Origin of the sequence: Paralcaligenes ureilyticus, from assembly GCF_004346225.1 — a bacterium.
Lineage (GTDB): Bacteria > Pseudomonadota > Gammaproteobacteria > Burkholderiales > Burkholderiaceae_B > Paralcaligenes > Paralcaligenes ureilyticus.
Map to the genome: position 1 here is coordinate 136,565 of NZ_SMAJ01000004.1, position 17,414 is coordinate 153,978.

The 17,414-nt window shown below is 59.0% G+C and carries 15 protein-coding genes; all 15 read left to right on the forward strand.

Going from position 1 to position 17,414, the window contains the following annotated elements; translation table 11 throughout:
• The first annotated feature begins 219 nt into the window (after nucleotides 1-219).
• The 15 genes from EDC26_RS07470 to EDC26_RS07540 all read left to right on the forward strand — a co-directional run bounded on the left by EDC26_RS07470 (nucleotide 220) and on the right by EDC26_RS07540 (nucleotide 17,404).
• Entirely contained in the window at nucleotides 220-1,233 is a 1,014-nt protein-coding gene (locus EDC26_RS07470) for an ABC transporter substrate-binding protein (RefSeq protein WP_132581078.1), read from the forward strand.
• Nucleotides 1,234-1,418: 185 nt separating this feature from the next.
• Nucleotides 1,419-2,315 carry a LysR family transcriptional regulator gene (locus EDC26_RS07475; RefSeq protein ID WP_132581080.1) on the forward strand — a complete coding sequence of 299 codons (897 nt, stop codon included), beginning with the start codon at nucleotides 1,419-1,421 and terminating at the stop codon, nucleotides 2,313-2,315.
• Between the two features lie 136 nt (nucleotides 2,316-2,451).
• Complete coding sequence (locus tag EDC26_RS07480) at nucleotides 2,452-3,978, forward strand: 3-hydroxyacyl-CoA dehydrogenase (RefSeq protein ID WP_132581082.1); 1,527 nt, start codon at nucleotides 2,452-2,454, stop codon at nucleotides 3,976-3,978.
• Between the two features lie 18 nt (nucleotides 3,979-3,996).
• Nucleotides 3,997-5,199, forward strand: coding sequence for an acetyl-CoA C-acyltransferase (locus tag EDC26_RS07485; protein WP_132581084.1), 1,203 nt, complete (start codon nucleotides 3,997-3,999; stop codon nucleotides 5,197-5,199).
• A 59-nt stretch (nucleotides 5,200-5,258) separates the two neighbouring features.
• The gene (locus EDC26_RS07490) at nucleotides 5,259-6,434 is read left to right on the forward strand and encodes an acyl-CoA dehydrogenase (RefSeq protein WP_132581443.1); all 1,176 of its coding nucleotides are present in this window, start codon (nucleotides 5,259-5,261) and stop codon (nucleotides 6,432-6,434) included.
• Nucleotides 6,435-6,462: 28 nt separating this feature from the next.
• A complete protein-coding gene (locus EDC26_RS07495) occupies nucleotides 6,463-8,631 on the forward strand; it encodes an acetate--CoA ligase family protein (protein ID WP_243700829.1) in 2,169 nt (722 codons plus the stop codon).
• Nucleotides 8,632-8,705: 74 nt separating this feature from the next.
• Entirely contained in the window at nucleotides 8,706-9,713 is a 1,008-nt protein-coding gene (locus EDC26_RS07500; protein ID WP_132581088.1) for a Bug family tripartite tricarboxylate transporter substrate binding protein, read from the forward strand.
• Nucleotides 9,714-9,746: 33 nt separating this feature from the next.
• On the forward strand, nucleotides 9,747-10,517 hold the full coding sequence (locus EDC26_RS07505) for an enoyl-CoA hydratase (protein WP_132581445.1): 771 nt from the start codon (nucleotides 9,747-9,749) through the stop codon (nucleotides 10,515-10,517).
• Nucleotides 10,518-11,047: 530 nt separating this feature from the next.
• Entirely contained in the window at nucleotides 11,048-11,764 is a 717-nt protein-coding gene (locus EDC26_RS07510; protein ID WP_132581090.1) for a succinate dehydrogenase/fumarate reductase iron-sulfur subunit, read from the forward strand.
• On the forward strand, nucleotides 11,761-12,105 hold the full coding sequence (locus EDC26_RS07515) for a succinate dehydrogenase/fumarate reductase transmembrane subunit (protein ID WP_132581092.1): 345 nt from the start codon (nucleotides 11,761-11,763) through the stop codon (nucleotides 12,103-12,105). The genes EDC26_RS07510 and EDC26_RS07515 overlap by 4 nt, the downstream gene beginning before the upstream one ends.
• A complete protein-coding gene (sdhC, locus tag EDC26_RS07520) occupies nucleotides 12,102-12,458 on the forward strand; it encodes a succinate dehydrogenase, cytochrome b556 subunit (protein WP_132581094.1) in 357 nt (118 codons plus the stop codon). The genes EDC26_RS07515 and sdhC overlap by 4 nt, the downstream gene beginning before the upstream one ends.
• 26 nt (nucleotides 12,459-12,484) lie before the next feature.
• Entirely contained in the window at nucleotides 12,485-13,360 is an 876-nt protein-coding gene (locus EDC26_RS07525) for a fumarate hydratase (RefSeq protein ID WP_132581096.1), read from the forward strand.
• A 2-nt stretch (nucleotides 13,361-13,362) separates the two neighbouring features.
• A complete protein-coding gene (locus tag EDC26_RS07530) occupies nucleotides 13,363-13,977 on the forward strand; it encodes a fumarate hydratase C-terminal domain-containing protein (RefSeq protein WP_132581098.1) in 615 nt (204 codons plus the stop codon).
• Nucleotides 13,974-15,704: an L-aspartate oxidase gene (locus EDC26_RS07535; RefSeq protein WP_132581100.1), complete on the forward strand. Its 1,731-nt coding sequence runs from the start codon at nucleotides 13,974-13,976 to the stop codon at nucleotides 15,702-15,704. The genes EDC26_RS07530 and EDC26_RS07535 overlap by 4 nt, the downstream gene beginning before the upstream one ends.
• Before the next feature lie 53 nt (nucleotides 15,705-15,757).
• Nucleotides 15,758-17,404: a thiamine pyrophosphate-binding protein gene (locus EDC26_RS07540; RefSeq protein ID WP_132581101.1), complete on the forward strand. Its 1,647-nt coding sequence runs from the start codon at nucleotides 15,758-15,760 to the stop codon at nucleotides 17,402-17,404.
• The last annotated feature ends 10 nt before the right edge of the window (nucleotides 17,405-17,414 follow it).

Genomic DNA, 17,414 nt, shown 5'->3' on the forward strand with positions numbered 1-17,414 from the left:
CGGCAATTTGAGCGGTAGCGCGGATTTCTTCGGATTATAGTGGCAATCAGATGGCCTATTGATACAAGTCATATAGTTGACATTGATGAATTCGCTCCCTATTATGCCTAAGTCGACACTAAAGCGATACTTTTAATCAGGAAGGAGACTACATAAGTTCTGGCAGGGCTTCCAACAGGGCGCCATGGGCGCTATCTTACGAAGTAAAAAGGAGACAAAATGAGACTTAAAAAAATCGGATTACCGCTCTTGGTTGGCGCATCCTTCTGGCTTGCGGCAAGCACGAGTGCATTGGCAGAAATCAAAACCGTAAACATCGCGCAGCAATACGGAATCAGCTATTTGCCGTTAATGGTCATGCAGGATAAGGGCCTGCTTAAAATAGAGGCCAAGGCGGCAGGCTTGGGCGACATCAAGGTGAATTGGGCCAAGTTCGCCGGCGGCAACGTCATGAACGACGCCATATTGTCGGGCGATTTGCAGTTCGCTTCGGGCGGTGTGGGGCCATTTGTTACCCTTTGGGCCAAGACAAGAAGCAATGTGGTCGTCAAAGGTGTGACGGCCATGAATTCCATGCCCTTGTTGCTTACTACCCGCAATCCGGCCGTGAAAACGATTAAAGATTTCACGTCCAAAGATCGGATTGCGCTGCCGGCCGTGAAGGTTTCCATTCAGGCCATTACGCTGCAGATGGCCGCCGAGAAAGCGTTTGGGCCAGGCCAGCAAAACAAGCTCGACGCCATCACGGTGACGCAATCGCATCCCGACGGGATGGCGGCCTTGCTGTCCGGCAGTAGCGAAATCAACAGCCATTTCACTTCACCGCCGTTTCAGTACATCGAGCTTAGCAAGCCGGGCATTCACACGGTTCTGAATTCGTACGATGTCACAGGTGGTCCGCATACCTTTAACGTCGTTTGGGCCACACAAAAGTTTGCCGATGCCAATCCCAAGACCTATGCGGCATTCGTCAAGGCGTTCGACAAGGCTGTTGCCTTTGTCAATAACGACAAACAGGCGGCCGCCGAGCTGTATATCCGGGTCACCAAGTCCAAAGAGCCGGCGTCCTTCTTTGTGAAAATCCTCAACGACCCTAATGTCAAATTCACCACCACACCGCAAAACGTCATGAAATACGTCGACTTCATGTACCGCATCGGGTTCATCAAGGCCAAGCCGGCATCGTGGAAAGACATGTTCTTCCCCAATATGCACAACCTGCCTGGCAGTTAAGAAGAGGTTGGCCAGACAGTGGTAGTGGCACCCCTTGTGGGTGCCATGTTACCCAGGTTGTAGCGGCAGCCCTTGTGGCTGCCATTTTTCCAAAAGATGGATCACCTTGTTACGGGAATTGTGCCACCCACAAGGGGTGGCGCTACAACCTACAATAACGATGCCACTACAAAGGCACCGATACCGTGAATATTAATAATCTTGACCTGAATCTGCTCAAGGTTTTCGACGCGCTGTTTCGCGAAAGAAACCTGACGCGGGCGTCTGTCAAGCTTTGCCTGAGCCAGTCGGCGGTAAGCAATGCGTTGTCGCGCTTGCGCATTGCGCTCGATGATCCCTTGTTCCAGCGATCCAGCCAGGGCATGAGTCCTACGCCTCGGGCCAAGCAGTTGATGGCGCCGATTCAGCAGGCGCTCGATTTGATTCAGAACAGCCTTCGGGAAAATACCCCGTTCGACTATGGCACGTCGTCGCGTACTTTTGTCATCGGGGTTGGGGATTACGGCGAGGCGGTCATTTTGCCGCGCCTGACCGATTGGATCATGAAGGTTGCACCGCATATCCGGATTGATATTCGCGCTGAACACGGCAGCCAGATCAGGGAAGAGGTGAAGGAAGGGCGCATCGATTTCGCGCTGGACTACTTCAAAATTCCGGATGACAAGTTCACCAGCCGGCATTTGATGAACGACTCGCTCGTCTCCCTGGTCAGACGGGATCATCCCAGTGTGGGCGAGCATCTGAGCCTGAGCGATTATCTGACGCTTCCGCATGTGGTCATGACGCAAAGAAATGCCTGGATAGACATGGCCTTGAAAAAAGAAGGCATGAAACGGAATATCGCGATGCGGGTGCCGCATTTCTTGTCGATGCCGCTGATTGTGCAAAAGACGGATTTGATCTGCACCTTGCCCAAGCGTATGGCTCATGTGTATGCCGACTCCTTTCGTGTCAGGGTATTGAAAACGCCGCTCGTGCTTCAACCCTTTCCGATCTATAGCATTTGGCATGAGTCGATGGAAAACGATCCGGGCCATCGGTGGTTGCGCGAGGCTTTCTACGACTTGTGCCAGAGGCTGTAGCGCCGCGGCGCACCGGTGCTGCATCGGCACTTATCCTCATCATTGACGACATCAATGATGAACATCATGAATCTAAATTAGATAAATGTTTTGGGTGCTTCTATCATGGCATCACTCAGAACGATTCGGGATGGACATGTCCACAGTTGCTGCCGTTGCTACTTCAGTGTCTATTGTTGGTGCAGGCGCCATGGGTCAGGGGATAGCCCAGGTATTCGCCGCAGCAGGGTTTGATGTCGTTCTCTGTGATAGCCAGGCCGGCGTTGCCGCCGCTGCCAAGGACAGGATTGCCAAGCAGTTTGTTCGTTCGGTGCAAAAAGGCAAGTTGGACGCGGTCGCCGCTCAAGCGGCCATAAGCCGCATCGCCGTCACCGACTCCCTGGAAGCGATCGGCAAGACGAGCCTGGTGATTGAAGCGATTATCGAAAACCTGCAGGCCAAGCAATCGCTCCTGGAAAAAATTGAAGGCTTGGTCGGCGACGATTGCATCATTGCATCGAACACGTCCTCTTTATCGATTACCACGCTGGCCTCGCGCTGCCGCAGGCCGCAAAGAGTGGCGGGGTTTCATTTCTTTAATCCGGTTCCGCTCATGCGTCTCATCGAGGTGATCGATGGCTTGCGCACGGATGCCGCGGTGGTCCAGAAGCTGGCCGAAGTGGGGGCGAAATTAGGCAAAGAGGTCGTTCGGGTCAAGGACACTCCAGGTTTTCTGGTCAATCAGATCGGCCGCGGTTTCACGCTTGAAGCCATGCATCTGGTTTCCGAAGGGGTCGGCTCCTGCGCCGACGTTGATCGTGTGATGCGCGATGCGGCGGGCTTTCGCATGGGCCCGTTCGAATTGCTGGATATGGTCGGCCTGGACGTCAACCACCCGGCGAGCGAGGCGATTTATACCCAGTTTTATCAGGAGCCGCGCTATCGCCCATCCGTGTTGATGGAAAATCGGGTCAATGCGGGCTTGCTTGGCCGCAAAAGCAATGCGGGTTTCTATGCGTACACGGATGGCCTGCCTTTAACCGAACCCGAGGCCGCAGCCCCCAACCCGGCGACAGTGCTTTCCCCGGTCTGGGTCAGCCGCGACGAGCCCGACGAAGCCGATGCGGTGATTTCCTTGCTGAGTGGCCTGGGAGCGGCGATAGAACTTGCAGGGAAGCCTTCGGCTCAGGCACTGTGCGTCGTTACCCCGTTAGGCGAAGACGCCTCGCGTTGTGCGGCCCGCCAGGGCCTTGATCCGGTACGCACGGTGGCTATCGACACTCTGTTCGGCCTGGACAAGCGGCGTACCCTGATGAGCACCTGTGTAACCGGCCCGCAGTGGCGCGATGCGGCGCATGCCTTGTTTGCTCGCGATGGCGTGCCGGTGACGGTCATCCGCGATAGTCCCGGGTTTATTGCACAACGGATCATCGCGATGATCGTGAATGTCGCCACCGCACTGGCACAGTCGCGCACGGCGCTGCCGGCCGATATCGACAAGGCGGTCAAGCTGGCCCTGTCGTATCCGCTAGGCCCGTTGGCCTTTGGCGACAGCCTGGGCATCGGCCGCATCGGCAAGGTGCTGAACAATCTTTACAACAGCTATGGCGATCCGCGCTATCGCGTCAATCTGTGGCTCGCGCGGCGTGTCGCGCTGGGTATCGGCCTGCACGAAGGCGAATAAGACTTAACGGGAATCATCATGCTCAATGCTTATTTGTACGGTGGTATCCGAACCGCTTTTGGTAAACGAGGCGGCGGCTTGGCGCATATCCGGCCAGATGATCTTTTGGCCGTGGCGTTCAAAAGCTTGATGGGGTCGACCGGTATCGATCCGGCAATGCTGGAAGACGTCATCATAGGGTGCGCCAATCAGGCGGGCGAAGATAGCCGCACGGTGGCGCGCCAGGCCAGTTTGCTGGCGGGTTTGCCGATTGAGTTGGGCGGCACGGTGATCAATCGCAATTGCGGCAGCGGCCTTGGCGCCATTGCCGGCGCGGCGCACATGATCACCGCGGGCGAAGGCGAAATGATTTTGGCCGGTGGTGTCGAAAGCATGAGCCGTGGGCCTTTTGTCATGGCCAAGGCCGAAGCGGCATTCAGCCGTGAAATGCGGATATTTGATTCCGCCGTGGGTGCGCGCTTTCCGAATCCGAAAATTGAAAAGGCCTTTGGCAGTGATTCCATGCCTCAGACCGCGGACAATCTGGCGGTTGAATATGCGCTGACCCGCGAGCAGGTCGACACCTTCGCCGCGGCGTCGCAAGAAAAATACGCAACCGCGCTGGCCGCGGGTTTTTTCGAGGGCGAGATCTGCGCGGTCACTGTACCGGGTAGGAAAAAAGGCGAGACCCTTGATATCGACCGGGACGAGCAGCCCCGGGCGCAAACGACGGTGGCGTCTCTGTCCGGCCTGCGTGCCCTGAATGCGGGTGGCGTCACCACGGCGGCCAGCTCGTCCAGTATCAACGACGGCGCCGTGGCGATGCTGATCGGAAGCTCTGCCGCCGGTGAGCGTGCCGGCCTCAAGCCCATGGCGCGTATTCTGGCGTCTGCCGTGGTTGGGGTGGCGCCGCGCCTGATGGGCATCGGCCCGGTGCCGGCGTCGCAGAAAGTGTTGGCGCGTGCCGGGCTTGCATTAAGCGATATGGACGTGATTGAAATCAACGAAGCCTTTTCGGCCCAGGCGCTGGCCTGCATCAAAGGGCTGGGGCTGAAGCTTGACGATGCGCGGGTCAATCGCAATGGCGGCGCTATTGCGATCGGGCATCCGTTGGGTGCATCGGGCCCGCGCATTTTACTGACGGCCGCACGCCAGCTGCAAAAAAACGGCGGGCGCTACGCACTGGCCACGATGTGCATCGGCATGGGCCAGGGTATTGCCGTGGTGATCGAACGTCTATGACAGCGCCCGTCCAGGAACAATACAGCACACCCTCCGCCGAGCAATTGCGCAAGGCCGGCATGGTGGGCGGCCAGTTTGACTGGCAGGACGCCCTGCGCCTGGACGATTTGCTGACCGAGGAAGAGCGCATGGTGCGCGATAGCGCGCGCCAGTATGCCGAAGAAAAACTGGCGCCGCGAATTATCCAGGCCAATCGTACAGAAAGTTTCGATGTGAGCGTCATGCGCGAAATGGGCGAGCTGGGTTTTCTGGGCGCAACCATTGAGGGTTTTGGCTGTGCGGGCATTGGTTATGTCTCGTATGGTTTGATTTCGCGTGAATTTGAACGCATCGATACGAGCTTTCGTTCCGCCCTGGGTGTGCAAACCACCTTGTCGATGACACCCATCTACCTGTTCGGAAGCCAGGAGCAGCGCGTGCGCTATTTGCCGCGCATGGCGACAGCCGAGCTGCTCGGTTGCTTTGGCCTGACCGAGCCGGATCATGGCTCGGATCCGGGCGGCATGAAAAGCCGTGCGCGCAAAGTCGACGGCGGTTATTGCTTAAGTGGCGTCAAAACCTGGATTAGCCACGCGTCCATTGCCGACATCATGGTGGTATGGGCCAAGGACGATGCCGGCGTGGTTCGCGGCTTTATTCTCGAGCGGGGGATGAAGGGGCTGGAGACGGCCAAGATCGAAGGCAAGTTTTCGGTGCGCGCGTCGCCGACCGGGCAAATCTTCATGGATGAGGTATTTGTTCCCGACGAGCAAATGCTGCCCGGCGCCGCCGGCCTGAAAGCGCCGTTTTCATGCCTGAACAATGCCCGGTTCGGCATCTGCTGGGGCGCGATGGGCGCAGCGGAATTCTGCTGGCAGGCGGCGCGCCGGTACACCATGGAACGCACGCAGTTCGGCCGCCCGCTTGCCGCAAACCAGCTGGTGCAAAAAAAGCTTGCCGACATGCAAACCGAAATCACCCTGGGCCTGTTGGCCACGCTGCGTGTCAGCCGCCTGCGCGATGCGGGCATGGCGACGCCCGAAATGCTTTCGCTGCTCAAGCGCAATTGCGCGGGCAAGGCCCTGGAGATTGCACGCATGGCGCGCGATATGCACGGGGGCAACGGCATTGCCGATGAATATCACGTGATACGGCACTTGATGAATCTGGAAACAGTCAATACGCTTGAGGGCACGCATGATATCCATGCTTTGGTTCTGGGCCGGGCGCAAACCGGCATATCGGCATTTAATTAGTTGAAACAGCTGGGCGGGTATGACAGACATGAACCGTGTTTTAGCCTTAACCCCAAATGATCAGGCGCTTGACGCAATGCTGGCGCCGCGTTCGATCGCCATTTTGGGTGCGTCCGCGCAGTTGTCGAAAATCAATGGCAGGCCGCTCAAGTTTCTTCTTGAGAAGGGCTATGCCGGGACCATCTATCCCGTCAATCCCAAATATCCGCAGATCGCCGGCTTGACCTGTTACCCCAACGTAGAGGCTTTGCCGACGATTCCCGACCTGGCCGTTGTTGTGGTGCCTGCCAATGATGTCTGTCCGGTCATCGAGGCGCTGGGCCGAAAAGGCGTGCGCGCCGCGGTGGTCTTTAGCTCGGGCTTTGGTGAAATGGGTGCGGCAGGTAAAGAACGCGAGGCGGCGTTGCTCGCAATGGCACGTGCAAATGGGGTACGGATTTGCGGGCCCAATTGCCTGGGCCTGATCAATGCGTTCGACAAGGTGTACGCCACCTTCAGTCAGTATGCCGATGGCGATACCGCGCCGGGTCCGGTGGGCTTTGTCACCCAGTCGGGCGCCTTCGGTACGGCGATTGCGGCCCTGGCGCGCCGGCGTGGCTTAGGGCTAGGGTATTTCGTGAACACCGGCAACGAAATGGATGTGGGTTTCGCCGACATCATGTCCCGGGTCGTGGATGACCCTCGCATCAAGGTGGCGGCGGGCTATCTGGAAGGCATCAAGGACGGCCCGGGGCTTGTGGAGCTTGCCGACCATTGCCGGCGGATCGACAAACCGCTGGTCCTGACCAAGGTAGGCCGGCTGGGCGCCGGTGTGCGGGCGGCGGCGTCGCATACCGGTTCGCTCGCGGTTGAAGATGATTTGTTCGATGCGGTTGCACGCCAGTACGGCATTGTGCGCGCGCGCAACGAAGAGCAAATGCTGGATATTCTCGAGGCCTTTGTCTACACCGCGCCGCCCGCTGGAGGCCGCCTGGGCATTGTGACCCAGTCTGGCGGTGCGGGCGTGATGATGGCGGACCGCGCCGAGGAAGTCGGGTTGACCGTGCCGCGCCTGAGCGCTCAAACCGAGGCGGAGCTTTGCAAAATCGTACCCGGATTCGGCGCCAGCGCCAACCCGGTGGACGTGACAGGGCAGTTCGTCGCAGAGCCGGCGATTTTGCGTAATTCAGTGCTGACACTGCTCGCCGACCCGGGAATCGATATCGGCATAGTCTGGCTGCAGCTGATGGCCGCACACGTGGACTTGCTGGTTACGTTATTTACCGATCTGAAAAAAAGCAGCACCAAGCCATTTATTGTGTGTTGGGTTGCCGCGCCGCAAGAGGCGGTCGAGGGTCTGCATCGCGCCGGCATCGCGGTGTTGCGGGGTGCGGAACCTGCCGTGGATGCGGCCGCCGCGCTGGTGCGTCATGCCGCGGCGCGACGTGCCTGGCTGGCCGCCAAGCCCGATGCGGTGCCGATCGCCGACACCGGCTCCGTAGCCAAAAGGCCGGCCCCGCGGGCGGGTGGCCCGCCGTGGGCCGGCGTGGTCCCCACACTGCAAGCAGTGCAATGGCTGGCCGCTGCTGGGGTACCAATGGCCGATGTTGAGCTGGCCGAATCGGAAGACGGTGCCGTGTCTGCATGGCAGCGTTTTGGGGGACCCGTCGCATTAAAAATTGAATCGCCCGCCATCACGCACAAGACAGAGGCCGGTGGCGTGCGGCTTAATCTCAAAGACGAAGCGGCCGTGCGTCAGGCCTATCGGGAGATTATCCAGAGTGCGCGCAAATACGACCCGCAGGCAACGCTGACAGGCGTGATGGTGCAGCCGATGGCCACCGGCGATATTGAACTGGTGGTCGGCGTCAAGCGGGATCCAACCTTCGGCATGATGGTGATGCTTGGCATGGGTGGAATTCTTGTCGAAGTCTTGCGCGATGTGGTGTGGCGGCAAGCGCCATTTGGCGTTGACGAGGCCCGCCGCATGCTTGATGAATTGCGCATGCGCGCCGTTTTCGATGGCGTACGCGGCAGGCCGCCCGTCGACAAGCACATTCTGGCCGTGTTGTTGTCCCGCGTGGCGTACTTCGCCGACGCGATGAAAGAACACTTGCTGGAACTGGATCTTAATCCGGTCCTGATCGGTGAGAAGGGGGTTGTGGCGGTTGATTGCGTCATGGTTTTAATGGGACAGCGCCATTCCGCTGTAGTGTAAACGAGGCACGAGCTTGAATATATAAATAGATCTGCGGGCGAAGAGCTCGTGCCGGTTCTACAGGAGGTGACAAAATGCATTTCATTTTAAAAACGATATTCGCTGTTGGTGTGGCTGTTTCAACCGTGGGAATGACCGGAGTGGCGGTTGCGCAGTCAGGCTCGTATCCCGATCATCCCGTCACGCTCATCGCACCTTACAGCGCAGGGGGCGACTCCGACCTCGCGGCACGGGCGTTTGCCGCCTACGCCTACAAGGCCCTGGGGCAAACCATCGTCGTGGTCAATCGGCCCGGAGCCAGCGGGATTATCGGCTCCGATCAGGTGCGCCAGGCCGCGCCCGACGGCTATACCATTTTGCTCGCCCGCCCGGGCTCGCAATCCATTCTGCCGGCATTGGCGCCGACCACGACGAAATACAAATGGGATGACTTCACCTTTATCGGCTTGCTCGAGCTCAACCCGTACGGTTGCGCGGTGCGTGCCGACTCACCTTATAAAACGTATGCCGATCTGGTCAAAGCACTGAAAACCAACGCTGGCAAGCTCAATTACGCCAGTGCCGGCGTCGCCACGACCAATGACATGGGTCCGCGCCTGTTGTTCAGCCTTCTGAATCTGGGCGATAAAATACCGCAGCAGATTCCCTACAAGGGTTCAGGCGATGCAACAGCCGCCTTGCTTGGCGGACACGTCGATTTTTCCTGCGCCAGCATCGGCACCATGCTGGGTATGGTCAAAGCCGGCAAGTTGCGCGTACTGCTGGTCACCACGCCTACCCGCTACAAAGATTTGCCCGATGTCCCGACGGCAGCCGAACTGGGAATACCCAAGCTGGGCCAGGTCATTGGCTGGAGCGGCATCTATGCGCCACGCGGAACCCCCAAGCCGATCGTCGATAAATTGGTCCACGCGTTGCTAAGTTTGAAAAAATCGCCGGGCTGGAACAATGCGACCGAAAAGGTAGGCTCGATTCCCTACATACAAGGCCCCAAGGAAACCGCCAAATTTGCCAAGGATCAGTACGAAACCTATTTGCACCTGGGTAAAACACTGAACATCATCGATAAGATATTCAAGTAGGCGTTTTCAACTCTTTCTCGACGGAGCCCCATGATGCAAACAGTCCTGCTGGAAAGGCCGCTCGAACATATCGCGCTTTTGCGGCTAAATCGCCCCGAGGCCAAAAATGCGCTCAATACCGGCCTCAGAAGCCGGCTGGCCGAGCATTTCCAGCAACTGGGGGATGACCCGACGGTACGTTGCATTGTCCTGACAGGCAATTCCAGCGTGTTTGCTGCCGGGGCCGACCTGAAGGAAATTGCCGATGCCGATCCCATCAACATGATGCAGCGGCGCATCCTGTACTTCTGGAAAGTGATAGCCGGTTGCCCAAAGCCGGTCATCGCAGCGGTCAACGGCCCCGCGCTGGGCGGCGGATGCGAACTGGCCCTGCACGCCGACATTATCATCGCCGGAGAAAACGCCAGGTTCGGGCAACCCGAAGTCTGCGTGGGCGTCATGGCGGGCGGCGGCGGCACGCAGCGATTGGTGCGTGCCATAGGAAAATACCGTGCCATGAAAATGCTCCTCACCGGCGAACTGGTCAGCGCCAAGGAGGCCCTGGAAATGGGCTTCATCAGCATGGTCGTGGCCGACGACGAAGTGCTCGATACCGCCCTCAAAATGGCAGCGCGAATCGCCACCATGCCACCGTTGGCCATCATGCAAACCAAGGAAGTCGTCCTCGCCGGGGCCGACGTTTCGCTCGACACCGGCCTCATGCTGGAGCGCAAGGCGTTCGAATTACTGTTCGCCTCGCGGGATCAGAAAGAAGGGATGGCGGCGTTTATAGAAAAGAGAAAGCCGGTGTTTGAGGGGCGTTGATCCGCCGCTACAAAAACAACATATCCGTTGCTTGTAGCGGCAGCCCTTGTGGCTGCCAAAATCGTTGATAACCAAGGCGGTATTTTAGAACGCCATGGCACCCACAAGGGGTGCCGCTACATTAATGACGACCTCATCATCACTCACCAATCGAGCGTCGTGGGCGGTTAAGGTGGGGCGGGCGACTTGGGCACGCCCCGAAGCCGGCCCTGCCCGCGGGGAGTCATGGCGCAGCCATGACCGTGCCCGTCGGAGCCCGACCCGCCTTAACCGCCCACGGCGCGGGGCAAGAAGGTTCTATGCCGTATAGGGTGTATAAAAAGAATGCTACCTGCAGCGAATGCCACCCACAAGGGGTGGCGCTACACACTAAAGAAATAATTTATCTCAAACAAACAAATACTAGCTTTCTCTTTTGGATCGCAAGGCTAATAATATAGGTCTATCAGGTACCTTTTCACTCACAAACCATGCGTTCGATAAGGCGTGATCGCGGCCTCAACCATACGCCAAAAATCGGGAAAAACCTTATGACTGAAAACCTCAAAGTGAAGGTTTGGCGCGGCAAAGAGCACGGCAGCTTTACCACCTACGACGTACCCCGCCGCCAAAGCCAAACCGTCCTCGACGTAGTCACCTACATCCAGCGCCACCTCGACCACACCCTTAGCTACCGTTACGCCTGTCGTGTCGGAATGTGCGGATCCTGCGCCATGACCGTCAACGGCGTCGCGCGGTGGACCTGTCGAACCCACGTCGCCAAAGTCATCAAGAACGATCAGCTCGAAGTCGCGCCGCTGGCTAACCTGCCCATCGTCAAAGACCTCGCCGCCGACATGACCGAATTCTTCGATAAATGGGCGCGTGCCAAAGGCCAATTCAAAGGCGACAAAACCCGGCACGATGACTTCGCCGTCGTCGATCCCGCGTCCAAAGAACGGCTCGCCGCCGACGCCGGCATGGAATGCATCGGTTGCGGCGTCTGTTATTCGTCTTGCGACGTGGTGTCCTGGCGGCCCGACTTTCTGGGCCCGGCGGCGCTCAATCGGGCCTGGACGCTGGTCAACGATGTGCGCGACGTTCAGCAGCACGAACGTTTGGAGGCTGTAGCGGGCGATGCCGGCTGTCACTCCTGCCACACCCAGGGTTCGTGTACCGAGCGGTGTCCCAAAGGGCTCTCGCCCACATTCAGCATTGCCGGCCTGAAGCGGACCACCGCTCGGGCGGCGATCGGAGGCGACCTATGAGTCTGGTTTCACAGCAAGCCAAACGCTGGTATTGGCAACGCATCAGCGCAATGGTTCTGGCCATTTGCGTGATGGTGCATATCGCCGTCATGATTTACGCGGTGCGCGGCGGCCTGACCGCAGCCGAAATCCTCGGGCGCACGCATGGCAGTATATGGGTTGGCCTGTTTTATGGCGTCTTTGTCGTTGCCTGTGCCGTGCATGTGCCCATTGGGCTGGCCAAGATCGCCGAAGAGTGGCTGCATTGGCGCCAATCCGCCGCAAACATCGCCGCCAATGTCTTTGGCGCCGCGATTCTGTTCATGGGTTTGCGTGCGGTTTACGCGTTGGTGGCATCATGAAACGCACGAATGACTTCCGCGCCCGCAATCATCCGGCCTATTGGGCGTTTTTGCTTCATCGCCTTTCGGGATTGGTTCTTGGGCTATTCCTGCCGCTGCATTTCTGGGCACTAAGCCTGGCCATACATGGCGAAGCGGCGCTCGATGGCTTTCTTAAACTCACCGACAACGCCTTCTTCAAGTTTAGCGAATGGGGGCTGGTGGTGTTGCTGTCGCTGCACATGATGGGCGGCCTGCGACTGTTGCTGATCGAATTTTCTTCCCAGCGTGGCCTGCGAAAAAATTGGATAGCCGGCGCGGGCGGCTTCAGTATTGCCGTTGGGCTGGCCTTTGCCCTGGCATTGATTGGATAAATCTGGATCTCGCGAAGGAGATAAACATGAAAATTGATTTGCACGCCGTCGAAGAGGCGTCTAAAGAGCTGTACATACGTGCTTTGAAAATGCTGCCGCCCGATATCAAGGAGGGGTTTGCCACCTTGGCGGGCGCCGAAACCGTGCCGGTTGCGAAGCGCGTTCTGGGCACCATGATCACCAATATCAGCGTGGCCGAGCGCACCAACAACCTGCTGTGCCAGGACACGGGCGTGCCCGTCTACAAGGTTGCCATTGGCAATAATGTAGACGTCAATGGCTATGCCTTGAAGCAGGCCATCCGAAAAGGTTGTGAGCGCGCCACCACCGAGCATCCGTTTCGTTCGTCGATTGTGCACCCGCTAACCCGCAAGAACGAAAACACCTCCTGCGGGATCGAGGTGCCTGTCATCACGATCGATTTCGTCGACCAGCCCGACTACTTGAAAATAACCATGATCCCCAAGGGGAGCGGCTCGGAAAACAATTCCTTCCTGAAAATGGCGATCCCGGCCGAAGGTATCGACGCTATCAAAACCTTTACCATCGACTGCGTGCTGGCCGCAGGTGGCAAGACCTGTCCGCCCACCATCGTGGGCGTGGGCATCGGCGGCAGTTCCGATTTGTGCATGGCCTTGGCCAAGCGCGCCGCGACGCGGGCATTGGGCACCCATTGCGCCGATCCGGATGGCGCCAGGCTCGAGCAGGAACTATCGGCGGCCGTCAACCAGTTGGGCGTGGGGCCGCAGGGCCTGGGAGGCGATGGGACCGCGTTTGCCGTGCATATCGAACTGGCGGCCACGCACATTACCCTGAATCCGGTAGCCGTCAATATGCAGTGCCACTCTGCCCGCCGGGCCACGGCTACGTTTACGCCCGCTGATATTGTTTACGGATATTAATCATGGCTCATTACGAACTGAATACTCCCGTGACCGAAGCGCAGGTGCGCCAGCTTCGGATCAACGACACCGTGACGCTTCAAACCACGCTTTACGGCATCCGCGATGCGACCCAGATCCATATGTTCGATCGCCAGCGCCGCACGCGCTTCGACCTGCGCGGCCACGCCGTGATCCATACCGCGCCCAACGTGAAAAAAGTCCCGATAGACGCGGCGCACCCTTGCGGCTACGAGTCCATCTGCATCGGCACCACCACGTCCGACCGCATGGAACGTTTCACCCGGCCGCTCATGACTGAAAACGGCGTGCGCATCATTATCGGCAAGGGCGGTTTGCGAGAAGATTCTTTATCCGCGTTTAAAGAACTCGGTGGCGTCTATCTGGCCATTGTGGGGGGGACGGCGGCATTGGAAACCACCTGGATCGAACAGATCGAGGATGTCGACCTGGATGACCTGAATCCCGAATCCCTGTGGAAATTCCGCATCAAGGATTTCGGCCCGTTGCTGGTCGCGATGGATAGCCATGGCGCCAGCCTGTACAGTGAAGTGCGCGATGACGCCGCCGCTCGCAGGGCGAAGGTGCTGGCTTCTCTTGGGGTGAAATCCGCATGACCGTCAAACGCATACAAACAGATGTCTTGATTCTTGGCTCGGGCGGTGCGGGTTTGTTCGCGGCTTTGCATGCGCACACGGCGAATCCGGCATTATCGATTACGGTGGCGGTCAAAGGCTTGCTTGGAAAATGCGGCTGTACCCGCATGGTGCAAGGCGGCTACAACGTGGCCTTGGCGGTGGGCGATTCGGTCGAGCGTCATTTCATGGACACCATCGAGGGCGGCAAGTGGCTATCCAACCAGGATCTGGCCTGGACGCTCGTGACCAAAGGGGTCGAACGCGTGCACGAGCTCGAAAACGAGCTGGGCTGCTTCTTCGACCGCAACCCCGACGGCACCGTGCACCAGAAAGCGTTTGCCGGCCAGACTTTTGACCGGACGGTGCACAAAGGCGACCTGACCGGCATTGAAATTATTAACCGGCTGTCCGAACAGGTGTGGGCGCGCGGCATAGGCCGGCTGGAAGAGCACCGAGCGGTCGACCTGATCAAGACGGCAGACGGCACGGCCCTGGCGGGCGTGCTGATGATCGACATGCACAGTGGCGAATTTGTTTTCGTACAGGCTCGTGCGGTATTGTTGGCGACGGGCGGTGGCCCGACCATGTACAAATTCCATACGCCTTCGGGCGACAAGAGCTGTGATGGCCTGGCGATGGCGCTGCGCGCCGGACTGCCGCTGCGGGATATGGAAATGGTGCAGTTCCATCCCACCGGCCTGCTGGCCGGAACGGATACCCGCATGACGGGCACGGTTCTTGAAGAAGGCCTGCGCGGCGCGGGCGGCTATTTGTTGAATGGAGCGAAAGAGCGCTTCATGGACAAGTACGATCCGCGCGGCGAGCGGGCCACGCGCGACATTGTCTCGCGCTCCATTTACATGGAAATGCGCGAAGGCCACGGCTCGCCGCATGGCGGCGTCTACATACAGATGCACCATCTGGGGCCCGACAAGGTACGCAAGCAGTTCAAAGGCATGGTAGAGCGCTGCGCCGATTGCGGCTTCGACCTGGCAGGCGACCTGGTCGAGGTGGTGCCGACGGCCCACTATATGATGGGCGGTGTGGTGTTCCAGCCTGATTGCACGACGCCGTTGAAGGGCCTTTTTGCGGCAGGCGAAGATACGGGTGGCGTGCATGGCGCCAATCGCCTGGGTGGAAATGGCGTGGCGAATTCAACGGTCTTTGGCGGTATCGCCGGGGAAACCATGGCAGCCTGGCTTGCCCGGGGCGACGCACAAGAAACCGCCTTGCGTGCGCCCGATGAAGCGGCCATCGACGCCAGCGTGGCGATGCACAGTGCGCCATTCAAACAGGCGGCGGGCAATCTGGAAGCGATACGCGAGGCGCTGTACGAATGCATGTGGAACGATGTCGGTATTCTTCGCACCGAGCAAGGCCTGAAGCGTGGCCTGCAGACGTTGTCGGAGCTTGACAGCGCGCTGTCCGGCATAGGCGTGTCGGGAGAAGACCCTGAATTCAATCTGACGTGGCACGATTGGTTGAATTTGAAGAGCCTGATTGCGGTCAGCCAGGCGATCGCCACCGCCGCGCTGGCGCGCGAAAATTCGCGCGGTGCCCATTTTCGTGAAGACTTTCCCGCAGCGGGCGATTTGCCCGGCTCGACCTATACTGTGGTGCGCCAGGCCGGAAAATCCATCGAGCTGTCTCGCGAGCCGGTGCACTTCACGCGGGTCGTTCCGGGGGAAACCATTTTGGAGCCGTAGCGCCCGATCTGCCATTTAAAGGGTATGACAGCCCATTTCATCAGGAACATGCCATGCCGGAAAAAGAACGCATTCGAGGTGCCGACATTATCGCCCAGACGCTGACGCGCCTGGGTGTCGAGAAGGTGTTTTCCCTTTCGGGAAACCATATCATGCCGGTCTATGATGCGCTGATTGATACGCCTGTCGACATCATTCATGTGCGCCATGAAGCCGCTTGCGTGCATATGGCCGATGCCTATGCCCGTACGACAGGCCAAGTGGGAATCGCGATGGTCACCGCGGGCCAGGGGCATACGAATGGTGCCGCGGCGCTGGTTACCGCGCTGGCCTCCGAGGCCCCGATGGTACTGTTGTCGGGCCATGCGGGCTTAAGTGAGCTGGGCAAGGGTGCTTTTCAGGAACTGCGCCAGGCCGAATCGGCAGCCCCCGTTACCAAAGCCTCGTGGATGGTCCAGTCTGCCGCGGTGTTGGGGCATGACCTGGCGAAGGCCATGCAAATAGCCCGCAGCGGCCGCCCCGGCCCGGTTCACCTTAGCCTCCCGGCCGATCTTTTAGAGCAGAGCATCGATTCGAGTCAGGAGCTCTGGCCCGACGTGTCCGCGTCCCATGCCGTTCGCATGCCTCTTGCAGAGCACACGGCCAAACAGATTCTGGCGCAAATCGAGAGCGCCCAGCGTCCTTTGGTTTTGTGCGGTCCGACCCTTTGCCGCACGCATGGCCGCGTGCTGATGGCGCAATTGCAGCAGGCGATACAGGTGCCTGTCATTGGCATGGAAAGCCCGCGCGGCATCAACGATCCAAGCCTTGGCGCCTTTGCCGAAATGCTGGCTCAGGCCGACCTGATCGTCCTGCTGGGCAAGCCGCTCGATTTCACCTTGCGCTTTGCCAATGCGCCCTTCGTGCATCCCGACTGCCGTTTTATCGTGATCGACCCCGATCAGGACCTCGTCGCCCGCGTCGTTAAATACCAGAAAGACAGGCTGGTTCTGTCCACGCTGGCCGATCCGGTTAGCGCCATAGAGGCGTTGTCCAAAAACGAGAGATCCGATCAGAAGCATGCAGGTGCGTGGCTGGATCAGGTAAACGCGGCGATTGTCTATCGTCCGCCGCAATGGCAAAGCGTGCGGTCGGCAGACAGCGGGCCGGTTCATCCCGTGGAGTTCTGCAACGCGGTGCAAGCCTTTTTCGTGCGGCACCCGCAGGCAACGTTGGTATGCGACGGCGGCGAAATAGGCCAGTGGCCGCAAGCCGTCGTCACGGCGGCAAAGAAGCGGTTAATCAATGGCGTGGCCGGTGCCATAGGGCCGTCGCTACCCTTTGCGCTCGCAGCCCAGGTTGCAGATCCGGGTTCACCGGTGGTGGCCGTCATGGGCGATGGCACATTTGGCTTTCACATGGCCGAAATCGACACCGCCGTGCGTTACGGCTTGCCGGTCATCGTCGTCATAGGCAATGACGCCCGATGGAATGCCGAATACCAGATCCAGTTGCGTACCTACGGCAAGGCGCGGGCCCAGGGATGCGAATTGCTGCCCGCCCGCTACGACAAGGTCGTCGAAGCCCTGGGTGGCCACGGCGAATACGTGACCGCCGCCGCCGACCTGCCCGCCGCGCTCGAGCGTGCCTTCAATAGCGGCAAGCCCGCGTGCATCAACGTCCTGATCGAATCCGTGGCGGCGCCCACGATAAAAAGGTAGATGTAGCGGG